At 70.1% G+C, this 13,316-nt stretch carries 6 protein-coding genes and 1 pseudogene; 6 read left to right on the forward strand and 1 reads right to left on the reverse strand.

What is annotated here, in order from left to right:
* Window positions 1-26: 26 nt before the first annotated feature.
* The 6 genes and pseudogenes from OHA88_RS31925 to OHA88_RS31950 all read left to right on the forward strand — a co-directional run bounded on the left by OHA88_RS31925 (window position 27) and on the right by OHA88_RS31950 (window position 12,542).
* Complete coding sequence (locus tag OHA88_RS31925; protein WP_328628047.1) at window positions 27-1,703, forward strand: glycoside hydrolase family 13 protein; 1,677 nt, start codon at window positions 27-29, stop codon at window positions 1,701-1,703.
* Window positions 1,688-2,746 carry a LacI family DNA-binding transcriptional regulator gene (locus OHA88_RS31930; protein ID WP_328628048.1) on the forward strand — a complete coding sequence of 353 codons (1,059 nt, stop codon included), beginning with the start codon at window positions 1,688-1,690 and terminating at the stop codon, window positions 2,744-2,746. Before OHA88_RS31925 ends, OHA88_RS31930 begins: the two co-directional genes overlap by 16 nt.
* 431 nt (window positions 2,747-3,177) lie before the next feature.
* Window positions 3,178-4,884 carry a carbohydrate-binding module family 20 domain-containing protein gene (locus tag OHA88_RS31935; protein WP_328628049.1) on the forward strand — a complete coding sequence of 569 codons (1,707 nt, stop codon included), beginning with the start codon at window positions 3,178-3,180 and terminating at the stop codon, window positions 4,882-4,884.
* A 467-nt stretch (window positions 4,885-5,351) separates the two neighbouring features.
* Window positions 5,352-10,664, forward strand: a complete 5,313-nt coding sequence (gene pulA, locus OHA88_RS31940; protein ID WP_328628050.1) for a pullulanase-type alpha-1,6-glucosidase — start codon at window positions 5,352-5,354, stop codon at window positions 10,662-10,664.
* Window positions 10,665-10,928: 264 nt separating this feature from the next.
* Window positions 10,929-11,924 (forward strand): annotated as a pseudogene (locus tag OHA88_RS31945) (ATP-binding protein); the annotation flags it as partial.
* Window positions 11,925-12,191: 267 nt separating this feature from the next.
* Window positions 12,192-12,542, forward strand: coding sequence for a 5-carboxymethyl-2-hydroxymuconate Delta-isomerase (locus tag OHA88_RS31950; protein WP_328629843.1), 351 nt, complete (start codon window positions 12,192-12,194; stop codon window positions 12,540-12,542).
* A 12-nt stretch (window positions 12,543-12,554) separates the two neighbouring features.
* Here OHA88_RS31950 and OHA88_RS31955 read toward each other — a convergent pair whose 3' ends face one another.
* Window positions 12,555-13,277, reverse strand: coding sequence for a TetR/AcrR family transcriptional regulator (locus OHA88_RS31955; RefSeq protein ID WP_326630863.1), 723 nt, complete (start codon window positions 13,275-13,277; stop codon window positions 12,555-12,557).
* Window positions 13,278-13,316: the final 39 nt, after the last annotated feature.

Genomic DNA, 13,316 nt, shown 5'->3' on the forward strand with positions numbered 1-13,316 from the left:
CCCCACCCAGACACCTCAGGGACGACATGACCCAGCACCTCGCTGCCCCCTCCACCGGCACGTCCGACGCTGCTCCGGGCCACCGCACCGGCTGGTGGCAGGACGCGGTGATCTACCAGGTCTATCCGCGGAGCTTCGCCGACGGCAACGGCGACGGCATGGGCGATCTCGCAGGCGTACGGGACAGACTTCCGTACCTCAAGGACCTCGGCGTCGACGCGGTCTGGCTCAGCCCGTTCTACGCGTCGCCGCAGGCCGACGCGGGCTACGACGTCTCCGACTACCGCGCCATCGACCCGATGTTCGGCACGCTGCTGGACGCCGACGCGCTGATCCGGGACGCCCACGACCTCGGCCTGCGGATCATTGTCGACCTGGTGCCCAACCACTCCTCCGACCAGCACGAGTGGTTCAAGCGCGCCCTCGCCGAGGGCCCCGGCTCCGCACTGCGCGAGCGCTACCACTTCCGCCCGGGCAAGGGCGCGGACGGCGAACTGCCGCCCAACGACTGGGAGTCCATCTTCGGCGGCCCCGCCTGGACCCGGACCACCGACCCGGACGGCACTCCCGGCGACTGGTACCTCCACCTGTTCGCGCCCGAGCAGCCCGACTTCAACTGGGAACACCCGGCCGTCGCCGACGAGTTCCGCTCGATCCTGCGGTTCTGGCTCGACATGGGCGTCGACGGTTTCCGCGTCGATGTCGCCCACGGCCTGGTCAAGGCCGAGGGCCTGCCCGACCTCGGCACCCACGACCAGCTCAAGCTGCTCGGAAACGATGTCATGCCGTTCTTCGACCAGGACGGCGTGCACGAGATCTACCGCTCCTGGCGCACCATCCTCGACGAGTACCCCGGCGACCGCATCGCCGTCGCCGAGGCCTGGACCCCGACCGTCGAGCGCACCGCCAACTATGTGCGCCACGACGAGATGCACCAGGCGTTCAACTTCCAGTACCTGTCCACCGACTGGGACGCAGCCGAGCTGCGCAAGGTCATCGACGTCTCGCTCGACGCGATGCGCCCGGTCGGCGCCCCCACCACCTGGGTGCTCTCCAACCACGACGTCACCCGGCACGCCACCCGGTTCGCCAACCCGCCCGGCCTCGGCACCCAGATCCGTACCGCGGGCGACCGCGAGATGGGCCTGCGCCGGGCCCGCGCCGCCAGCCTGCTGATGCTGGCGCTGCCCGGCTCCGCGTACGTCTACCAGGGCGAGGAACTCGGCCTGCCCGACGTCACCGACCTGCCCGACGAGGCCCGCCAGGACCCGTCGTTCTTCCGCGCCGACGGCCAGGACGGCTTCCGCGACGGCTGCCGGGTGCCGATCCCGTGGACCCGCGAAGGCAGCTCCTACGGCTTCGGCAGCGGCGGCAGCTGGCTGCCCCAGCCGGACAGCTGGGGTGAGCTGAGCATCGAGGCCCAGACCGGCAGGGCGGGCTCGACACTGGAGCTGTACCGGGCCGCGCTCGCCGCCCGCCGGGTGCACCCGGGGCTCGGCGCCGGGACCGCAGTGGAGTGGCTGGACGCCCCCGAAGGGCTGCTGGCCTTCGCCCGCCCCGGCTTCGTCTGCACCGTCAACACGACCGGCCGGCCGGTCCGCATCCCGGTCCGCGGCCAGGTGCTGCTGTCCAGCAGCCCCGTCGTCACCGACGGTGCCGAGATCGAGCTGCCCGCGGACACCACGGTGTGGTGGACGGTGTGACCGTCCCTCTGCCCAGGACCGGCGGTGCGCTGAGACTCTCGGACATCGCCGGTCAGGCCTCGGTCAGCGAGGCGACCGTCAGCCGGGTCCTCAACGGCAAGCCGGGCGTCGCCGACACCACGCGTCAGCGGGTGCTCGCGGCGCTCGACATCCTGGGCTACGAGCGCCCGGTACGGCTGCGGCAGCGCAGTGCCGGGCTGATCGGACTGGTGACCCCCGAGCTCACCAACCCGATCTTCCCGGCGTTCGCGCAGTCCGTCGAGCAGGTCCTGGCCGGACACGGCTACACCCCGGTGCTCTGCACCCAACTGCCCGGCGGCGCCACCGAGGACGAGCTCGTCGAGCAGCTCGTCGAACGCGGCGTCGGCGGCATCGTCTTCCTCTCCGGGCTGCACGCCGATCTGTCGGCCGACCCGTCCCGGTACGCCGCGCTCACCGACCGCGGCGTGCCGTTCGTCCTGATCAACGGCTACAACGAGCGGATCAGCGCCCCCTTCGTCTCGCCCGACGACTCCGCCGCCGTGCGGATGGCCGTCGGACATCTCGCCGAACTCGGCCACCGCAAGGTCGGCCTGGCCATCGGGCCGCAGCGCTATGTGCCGTCCCGCCGCAAACGGGACGGCTTCGTCGACGCCGCCGTCAAGCTGTTGGGCCTGCCCCGCGCCGAGGCGGAACTCCTCGTCTGCTCCACGTTGTTCAGCGTCGAGGGCGGCCAGGTGGCGGCCGGGGCGCTGCTCGATCAGGGGTGCACGGGCATCGTCTGCGGCAGCGACCTGATGGCCCTGGGCGTGGTTCGTGCCGCGCGGGACCGCGGGCTCGACGTGCCGCGCGACGTGTCGGTGGTCGGCTTCGACGACTCGCAGCTCATCGCGTTCACCGATCCGCCGCTGACGACGGTGCGGCAGCCCGTGCAGGCGATGGCGGCGGCCGCGGTCGGCGCGCTGCTGGAGGAGATCGGCGGCAGTCCCGTGCAGCGCACGGAGTACGTGTTCCAGCCGGAGTTGGTGGTACGGGGGTCCACCGCCGCGGTTCGTGCCGCGTGACGGCCTGACCGAACGCACAGCGGCACGCACAGGAGAGGCACCGGGAGTCGGCCCTGGACAGGGCCGGCGGGGAGTGAGCGACTCCGGGTGCCTCTCTTGCCGTGACCGGCCCGGCCGGCCGGGCGCGTGGGACCCCTGGGGTGCCGGGGCCCCCGGCCGACCGGGCCGGAGTCGGGATGAACTTAACAGTGCCGCAATATTTTGCGTAAATCCTTGCAGGAAGAAAAATGCAAGATTTCGTCGATGTGAGCGGGATGTAAGCGGGTCGTGTCCAGGGGGTTGACCCGGATGGGGTGGGCTCGTACGGTCAGCTCCGCGGCAAGCTTTGCATTCTTGCAGCAAGAACCTTCAGGAGCCTTGAGGGCAGGGCGCGTTGCCACGTGAGGCTGCACCGTCATCCCCGCATTTCCCCCCACCGCAGGAGGAAAGACATGGCACGCAGACCGCTGTCTGCAGCGCTCGCTCTGATAGCCGGCGCCGCCGCCCTCATCCCCACCGCCACTCCCGCCCAGGCGTCCGCACCCGGCAACAAGGACGTCACCGCCGTGATGTTCGAGTGGAAATTCGACTCCGTGGCCAAGGCCTGCACGGACTCCCTCGGTCCGGCCGGCTACGGCTACGTCCAGGTCTCGCCGCCCCAGGAGCACATCCAGGGGAGCCAGTGGTGGACCTCGTACCAGCCGGTCAGCTACAAGATCGCCGGACGGCTCGGCGACCGCACCGCTTTCGCCGCCATGGTCAGCACCTGCCACAGCGCGGGCGTCAAGGTCGTCGCCGACTCCGTCATCAACCACATGGCGGCCGGCTCGGGCACCGGCACCGGCGGCTCCTCGTACACGAAGTACAACTACCCCGGCCTGTACTCCTCGTTCGACATGGACGACTGCACCGCACAGATCAGCAACTACCAGGACCGGGCCAACGTCCAGAACTGCGAACTCGTCGGGCTCGCCGACCTCGACACCGGTGAGGACTACGTCCGCGGCAAGATTGCCGGATACCTGAACGACCTGCGCTCGCTCGGCGTCGACGGCTTCCGCATCGACGCCGCCAAACACATGCCCGCGAGCGACCTCGCCAACATCAAGTCGCGGCTGACCGACCCCGGCGTCTACTGGAAGCAGGAGGCGATCTACGGGTCGGGCGAAGCCGTCTCGCCCGACGAGTACACCGGCACCGGGGACGTCCAGGAGTTCCGTTACGCCCGCGGCCTCAAGCAGGTCTTCAACAACGAGAACCTCGCCGAGCTGAAGAACTTCGGCGAGGGCTGGGGCTTCATGCCGTCCTCGAAGGCCGGGGTCTTCGTCGACAACCACGACACCGAGCGCGGCGGCGACACCCTGAACTACAAGGACGGCGCCAACTACACCCTCGCCAACGTCTTCATGCTGGCCTGGCCGTACGGCTCGCCCGACGTCCACTCCGGCTACGAGTGGTCCGACAAGGACGCGGGACCGCCCAACGGCGGCACGGTGAACGCCTGTTACAGCGACGGCTGGAAGTGTCAGCACGCCTGGCCGCAGATCTCCTCCATGGTCGGCTTCCGCAACACCGCGCGAGGCGAGGCCGTCACCGACTGGTGGGACAACGGCGGGGACCAGATCGCGTTCGGCCGCGGGTCGAAGGCGTACGTCGCCATCAACCACGAGGGCTCGTCGCTGACCCGTACGTTCCAGACGTCGCTGCCCGCCGGCAACTACTGCGACGTCCAGTCCGGCAACGGGGTGACCGTCAACGGCTCCGGACAGTTCACCGCGACGCTCGGCGCCAACACCGCTGTCGCACTGCAGGTGAACGCGCGTACCTGCACCGGCAGTGGCACCACCGACCCGGGTGCGGGCGCCTCCGGCGCCTCCTTCGGTGTCAACGCGACCACCCAGCTCGGCCAGAACATCTACGTCACCGGGAACCAGTCCGCGCTCGGCAACTGGAACACGGACAGCGCGCTCAAGCTCGACCCGGCGACGTACCCGGTCTGGAAGCTGGACGTGAGCATGCCCGCCGGCACGTCGTTCGAGTACAAGTACGTCCGCAAGGACGCGAGCGGCGCCGTCACGTGGGAGAGCGGCGCCAACCGCTCGGCGACGGTGCCGTCGTCGGGCAAGGTGTCGCTGACGAGCGACGTCTGGCGAAGCTGAACCCGGCGCCTGGGCCGGGGCGGCTGACCATGTCGTCCCGGTCCGGGGGCTGAACCGGGGGTCGGTGCGCCTGGGGCGGGGCGCTGACCCTGTCGCCCCGGTCCGGACGGTGGCCCGGGGGTCGGTGCCGCACCGGGGCGTCTCCTCGGGTGCCGCAGACTCCCCGACACCGCGCGCGAACCGTCCACTTGCTGCGTCACCCTGCGGGGATCGCCCCGATACGTCCCCTCCTGGCGCACCGCCGCCGACCCGGGAGCGTCCAGTGCCGGAGGCCCCCGGGTTCCCCGGGGCGGGGTGTACCAGGGCGATCCCCGCAGGACGACGCAGTAAGGGCGCGGTTTCCACGCGGTGCCGGGGAGTCTGCGGCGCCCGAGGAGACGCCCTGGTGGACCCCCGACCCCCCGGCCCGTCCCACGAGTCCGTCCACCCCGAGAACCCCTGCAACACCGATCAAGGAGACCTCACCCGTGTCCCGTACCACCCTCAGACGGGGAGCCGTCGCCGCTCTGTGCGCGGCGCTCATACCTGTCGTCCCGGCGGCAGCCACCTCCGCTGCGCCGAGGCCCCCGGGCCCGCCGTCGGACGCGGCGCTCGCCGCCGAGTCCGCCCGGCACGATCTGACCCGCGAGCAGTTCTACTTCGTCATGCCCGACCGGTTCGCGAACGGAGACACCTCCAACGACCGAGGCGGGCTCACCGGTTCACGGCTGGAGACCGGCTACGACCCCACGGACAAGGGGTTCTACCAGGGCGGCGATCTCAAGGGCCTGACGGACCGGCTCGACTACATCAAGGGCCTCGGCACCACTGCCATCTGGCTCGCCCCGATCTTCAAGAACCGCCCCGTGCAGGGCACCGGCAAGGACGCATCGGCCGGGTACCACGGCTACTGGATCACCGACTTCACCCAGGTCGACCCGCACTTCGGCACCAACGCCGACCTGTCGAAACTGATCGACAGGGCCCACGGCAAGGGCATGAAGGTCTTCTTCGACGTCATCACCAACCACACCGCGGACACCGTCGACTACACCGAGAAGAAGTACGGGTACAGGCCTAAGGGCGCCTACCCGTACCTCGACCGGGACGGCCGCCCGTTCGACGACAGCAAGGGCCTGGCGAAGGTCGACGCGGACTCCTTCCCGTACACGCCGATGAACACCGGGGAGAAGGTCCCGGCCTGGCTCAACGACCCGACCATGTACCACAACCGAGGTGACTCCACCTACGCCGGCGAGTCCACCACGTACGGTGACTTCTCCGGCCTCGACGACCTGTGGACCGAGCGCCCCGAGGTCGTCTCCGGCATGGAGAAGATCTACGAGAAGTGGGTACGCGACTTCGATATCGACGGGTTCCGGATCGACACGGTCAAACACGTCGACCTGGACTTCTGGACCCAGTGGGCGACCGCCCTCGACACCTACGCAGCGCGGCACGGCCGCGACGACTTCTTCATGTTCGGCGAGGTCTACTCCGCCGACACCGCCCTCACCTCCCCGTACGTCACCCAGGGCCGGCTCGACGCGACGCTCGACTTCCCGTTCCAGGAGGCGGCCCGGCAGTACGCCTCGCAGGGCGCCCCGGCCTCGAAGCTCGCCGCCGTCTTCGGCGACGACTACCGGTACACCACCGACAAGGCCAACGCCTATGAGCAGGTGACCTTCCTCGGCAACCACGACATGGGCCGCATCGGCGCGTTCCTGAAGCAGGACAACCCGAAGGCCGACGACGCCGAGCTGGTCGACCGGGCCCGCCTCGCCAACGAGGTGATGTTCCTCAGCCGCGGCAACCCCGTCGTCTACTACGGCGACGAGCAGGGCTTCACCGGCGCGGGCGGCGACAAGGACGCGCGCCAGACGATGTTCGCCTCGAAGACCGCCGACTACCTCGACGACGACCAGCTGGGCACCGACCGTACGCACGCCTCCGACGCGTACGACACCGGCCACCCGTTGTACCGGAACATCGCCGCGCTCTCCGAGCTGACCAGGAAGAACCCGGCCCTGCGTGACGGCGTCCAGACCGAGCGGTACGCGGAAGGATCCGTCCTCGCCTTCTCGCGGACGGACCCCGAGCGGTCGAACGAGTACGTCGTGGCCACCAACAACGGCACCGCTGCCAGGACGGTCGAGCTGCCCACCGCGTCGGCCGCCATGAACTTCCGTACGCTGTACGGCGGTTCCGGTACGGTCCGCAGCGACGCCGACAAGAAGATCACCGTCACCGTGCCCGCCCTCTCCAGCATTGTGCTGCGCGCCGAGAAGCCCCTGGGCGCCCCGGCCGCCAAGCCCTCGATCACGCTGACGGCACCCGCCGCCGGAGCCACCGGCACCGTGGAGATCTCCGCGGATGTCGACGGCGGATCCCTCAACCGGGTCGCCTTCGCCGCCCAGACCGGCAACGGCACATGGGTCACCCTCGGCTCCGCCGACCACGCCCCGTACAAGGTCACGCAGCACCTGGACAGCAAGGTGGCGGCGGGAACACCGCTTCGCTACAAGGCTGTTGTCGTCGACCGCGCCGGACGCACCGCGAGCGCCCTCGCCTCGACGACCGCGGGACAGGCCCCGGCGGACGGAAAGCCCGTCGCCGTCGAGCGCGACTACGCCGTCGTCCACTACAAGCGCGCGGACGGCGACTACGACGGCTGGCAGATCGAGTCGGGCGACAGGTCCGCCGAGTTCACCGGACGCGACGCCTACGGCGCGTTCGCCTGGATCAAGCTCGACGAGGGTGTGTCCTCCGTCCCGTACACCGTCGAGAAGGACGGCACCGCCGACGGGCCGCAGCGCACCGTCGACCTCGCGAGGACCGGGCAGGTCTGGATCGAGCAGGGCAAGGACGGCCAGGCCGACGAGGCCCCCGAGGGCGCCTACCCCGCGCAGGACCCGACGAAGGCCGTCCTGCACTACCACCGGGCCGACGGCGACTACGACGGCTGGGGACTGCACACCTGGACCGGCGCCAAGGAACCCACGGACTGGTCCAAGCCGCTCCAGCCGGTGAAGAAGGACGCCTACGGCGTCACCTTCGAGGTGCCGCTCACCGACGGCGCCGCCTCGCTCAGCTACATCCTTCACAAGGGCGACGAGAAGGACCTCCCCAGCGACCAGTCGCTCGACATCGCCACGTACGACCACGAGGTGTGGATGATCGCCGGACAGCCCGGCTATCTGCTGCCGCAGACCGGCGGTGTGCCCACCCCCGACCTCACCAAGGCCGAGGCACAGTGGATCGACTCCGACACCGTCGTGTGGAAGGTGAAGGCCGGCGACGCCACCAGCCAGCAACTCGTCTACGCGAAGGACGGCGGGATCTCCGTCGTCGACGGGGCGCTCTCCGACGAGGGCCGGTGGCTGCGGCTCACCCCGTCCGCGCTGACCGACGTCCAGAAGGCGAAGTACCCGCACCTCAAGGACTACCCGGCGTTCACCGTCGACCCGCGTGACCGGGACAGGGTCCGCGAGGCGCTGCGCGGCCAGCTGATCGCCACCCAGCGTGCCGCCAACGGCGCTCTGCTCGCCGCCACCGGCGTACAGAGCGCAGGCGTGCTCGACGACCTGTACGGGAAGAACGCGAGCACCGCGGCGCTCGGCCCGGTCTTCGGCCACGGCCGTCCCACCCTCTCCGTCTGGGCTCCCACCGCGCAGACCGTCGCCCTGGAGCTCGACGGGAAGAACATCCCGATGCGGCGCGACGACCGCACCGGAGTCTGGTCCGTCACCGGCACCGCGCAGTGGACCGGCAAGCCGTACCGCTACGTGGTGAAGGTGTGGGCGCCCACCGTCCAGAAGATCGTCACCAACAAGGTCACCGACCCGTACTCCACCGCCCTGACCACCGACTCGGCCCGCAGCCTCGTCGTCGACCTCGACGCCCCGGGTCTCGCGCCGAAGGGCTGGACCGGCCTGAAGAAGCCCGCCGCCGTCCCGCTGCGGGACGCCCAGATCCAGGAGCTGCAGATCCGCGACTTCTCGATCGCGGACCCCACGTCCAGGCACCCGGGCGAGTATCTCGCCTTCACCGACACCCGCTCGGACGGGATGAAGCACCTCAAGGAGCTCGCCGACTCCGGCACGAGCTACGTCCATCTGCTGCCCGCCTTCGACATCGGCACCATCCCCGAGAAGAGGTCGGCCCAGCAGAAGCCGGCCTGCGACCTGTCCGTGTACGCCCCCGACTCCGAGGAGCAGCAGGCGTGCGTGGCGAAGGCCGCCGCGAACGACGGGTTCAACTGGGGCTACGACCCGCTGCACTACACGGTCCCCGAGGGCTCGTACGCCTCCGACCCCAACGGCACCCGGCGCACCGTGGAGTTCCGGCAGATGGTGCAGGGACTGAACGGCGCCGGGCTGCGGACCGTCATGGACGTCGTCTACAACCACACCGTCGCCTCCGGCCAGGACGACAAGTCCGTCCTCGACCGGATCGTGCCCGGCTACTACCAGCGGCTCCTGGACGACGGCACCGTCGCCACCTCCACCTGCTGCGCCAACACCGCGCCCGAGAACACCATGATGGGCAAGCTCGTCGTGGACTCGATCGTCACCTGGGCCAAGGAGTACAAGGTCGACGGCTTCCGCTTCGACCTGATGGGCCACCACCCGAAGGCGAACATCCTCGCCGTCCGCAAGGCGCTCGACGCGCTGACCGTGGCCAAGGACGGCGTCGACGGGAAGAAGATCATCCTGTACGGGGAGGGCTGGAACTTCGGTGAGATCGCCGACGACGCCCGTTTCGTCCAGGCCACCCAGAAGAACATGGCCGGCACCGGCGTCGCCACCTTCTCCGACCGGGCTCGCGACGCCGTCCGCGGCGGCGGCCCGTTCGATGAGGACCCCGGCGTCCAGGGCTTCGCCAGCGGCCTCTACACCGACCCCAACACCTCGACCGCCAACGGCACCCGCGCCGAGCAGAAGGCCCGGCTGCTCCACTACCAGGACCTGATCAAGGTGGGCCTGACCGGCAACCTCGCCGACTACACCTTCACCGACTCCTCGGGTCGTACGGTCAAGGGTTCGGGTGTCGACTACAACGGGGCCCCCGCCGGATACGCCGCGGTCCCCGGCGACGCCCTCGCTTACGCCGACGCCCACGACAACGAGTCGCTGTACGACGCGCTCGCCTTCAAACTCCCGGCAGCCACCTCGGCGGCCGACCGGGCCAGGATGCAGGTCCTGGCGATGGCGACCGCCACCCTCTCGCAGGGCCCGTCGCTCTCCCAGGCGGGTTCGGACCTGCTGCGCTCCAAGTCCCTGGACCGCAACTCGTACGACAGCGGTGACTGGTTCAACGCACTGCACTGGGACTGCCGGGACGGCAACGGCTTCGGCCGCGGACTTCCCCCGGCAGCCGACAACAAGTCCAAGTGGTCGTATGCCAAGCCGCTGCTGACCGCCGCAGCGCTCAGCCCCGGCTGCGCGCAGATCAACGGTGCGTCCGCCGCGTACCAGGACCTGCTCACCATCCGCACGACGGAGAAGGAGTTCGACCTCTCCACCACGGAGCAGGTGCAGTCCGCCCTGTCGTTCCCGCTCTCCGGGAAGGACGAGACGCCCGGCGTGATCACGATGCGGCTCGGAAAACTGGTGATCGTCCTCAACGCGACCCCCGGCACCGAGCACCAGCAGATCGCGGAGCTGGCCGGGAAGGACTACGCCCTGCACCCCGTCCAGGCCACGGGGGCGGATTCTACTGTCAAGAAGGCTTCGTACGAGAGGAGTTCGGGAAGCTTCACCGTCCCGGGACGCACGGTGGCCGTGTTCTCCCTGAGGTGACCTGGACAGGACTACGTTGAGGGCAGCCGCCGGGGAGTGAGCCACATCCCACACTCCCGGGTGCGCCCCTCCCACCACATGGACCGGTCACGGCCCGCTGTCCCGTACGCACAGGCGATGGGCGCATGCCCACGCCGTACGGGCCGGCGGGCCGGTTCAGCCCGCCCCGGCCGCCCGGGGGGAAGGAGCAGGGCGCCCCGGCACTCCACCGGCGGAGCAGGTTTCGATCGTGCCGCGTGCCGGACAGTGACAGTGACGGTGACCATGGTGGGAAACATTCCCGAGGAGACAACGAGCTTTGTCGGACGCAAGGCGGAACTCGCCCGGCTCGAACACCTGCTTGGTGCCTGTCGGCTGACCACACTCGTCGGCGCCGGAGGCGTCGGCAAGACCAGACTCGCGGTCCGCGCCGCCCGGCAGGCCGCACCCGCCCATCGCGACGGAGCCTGGTGGGCGGATCTCTCCCCGCTCCAGGGCGACGGACCACTCGTCGCGACCGTGTGCGACGCCGTCGGGCTCTCCGACCACACCCTGCGCATGCCCATCGACGCCCTGTGCGAATGGCTCACCGACAAAGAGCTGTTGCTCATTCTCGACTCCTGCGAACATCTGCGCCCCTCCTGCGGCCATCTGCTCGGCGAGATCCTCACCACGTCGCCCGGCCTCACCGTGCTCGCCACCAGCAGACAGCCCCTCGACATCAAGGGCGAGCAGCTCATCGAGGTGGCACCGCTGCCGGTCGAAGGGGCGGCGGACGCACTCACCCTGTTCCAGGACCGGGCCCGCGCCGCGGACCCCGACGTCACCTTCGACGCACCGGGCCACGCCGAGGCCGCCGCCGAGATCTGCCGCCGCCTGGAAGGCATTCCGCTCGCCATCGAACTGGCCGCCGGAGGCATCGGCCGGCACACCGTCGAGCAGGTCGCCGCGCGGATCGGCTCCCGCTTCGACGTACTCACCGACTCCTCGCTGTGGCCGCCGCGCCACCGCACCCTGCGCACGACGATCGGCTGGAGCCACGAACTCTGCACCCCGCTGGAACGGCTGCTCTGGGCCCGGCTGACCGTCCTGCGCGGCGACTTCGACGAAGCGGCCGCCCGTGAGGTCTGCGCCGAAGGACCGCTCACCGAGGACGGCGTGGTCACCGCGCTGAGGGGACTGGTCGCCAAGTCCGTCGTCAAGCGGGACGGAGGGCGGCACCGGATGCTCGACACCATCCGTGAGTACGGCCGGATGTGGCTCGCCGAGCTCGGCGAGGAACCTTCGACGCCTCGCGACGCGCCTCACCGTACGCCGTAACCTGTCCGACCCTGACCTTCCGGACACCGCGCGGCCCCAGGTGCCGTCGAGGACACCCACGGCAGCGGCTCGGGCCAGGTGCCGTCGAGCGTCCCTCGCAGGAGGTTGCCCGGTGGCGATGCGAGCCCCGAGGAGTCCGGGGTGGGCAGTGAATTCCCTTGTGCGGTCGCGCTGATCACCGTAAAGGTGAGGTCTGACAACGGTCCGTACCGCACCCCGGAGCCTCAGATGCCGCAGATCACCGTCGACTACTCCGCCGAACTCGACGACGCCTTCGACCGCCGCGGCTTCGCACAAGCCCTGCACCCGCTGGTTGCCGAGACGGTCACCACGAAGATTGCCGCCTGCAAGACCCGCTTCCGCCGGGTCGACGAGTCCGTCGTGGCCGACGCCGCCACCGGCGACGCGATCCTGCACATCTCGATCGGCCTGCTGCCCGGCCGCACCGACGAGATCAAGGCACAGCTCACCGAGTCCGTAATGGAGTTGCTGACCGCCCACCTCAAGGACGCCGACGGCCTCACGGTCCACGCCTCCGCCGAGACCCGCGACCTGGACCCGTCCTACCGCAAGCGCTGACCCGTACGGTCGTCAGGACAACCGCTGCGAGGGCACAGCCGGCACGGCGGGCGCGAAGGCGGAGAGCCGCGCCAGCAGATCTCCGAACGGCCCGTCGACCGGCTCCTCGGCGAGGACCCGCAGCACGATGGCCGCCATCTCCGTGTCGTACGCCGCACTCACCGCGGCCAGCGCCGCGAAGTCGTGCACCAGCTGCATCTCCAGCTCGGCGCGGGGAATCCGCCGCCCGTCCAGCCAGATCAACGCCGTCGACTCGGCGAGCGACACCCACGACCGCACGACCAACTCCAGTCGCGCCGGCGGATCCGTCACCCCCAGGTGGGCGATGATCTGCTCGTACGCCGCCTGCCGCACTCCGTCGATCATCGCGTTCGCCGTCGACGACCCGACCGCGGGCCCGCCCCGCATCAGCGCGGAGAACCCGGGTCCGTGCTCGTCGACGAAGTCGAAGAACCGCCCCATGACCCGCAACAGCCGTGCCCCCAGGGGTCCTTCACGCGGCTCCAGGAATCGCCCCGCCAACTCGTCGGCCGCCCGCCGCAGAGCCGCCTCGTACAGGCTCTGCTTCCCCGGGAAGTAGTGGTAGACGAGAGGGCGGGAGATCCCGGCGGCGGCAGCGATCTCATCGATGGACACCTCGTCGGGGGCGCGGTGGCTGAACAACTCCAGCGCGACACCGATCAGCTGCTGCCTGCGCTCATCGACGCCCATCCTGCGCCGCACCCCGGTCGTCATGCCACCAGCGTACCGACCGGGCCGGGAAGGGGGCTCGGT

The sequence above is a fragment of the Streptomyces sp. NBC_00353 genome, assembly GCF_036108815.1.
In the GTDB taxonomy this organism is placed as follows: domain Bacteria; phylum Actinomycetota; class Actinomycetes; order Streptomycetales; family Streptomycetaceae; genus Streptomyces.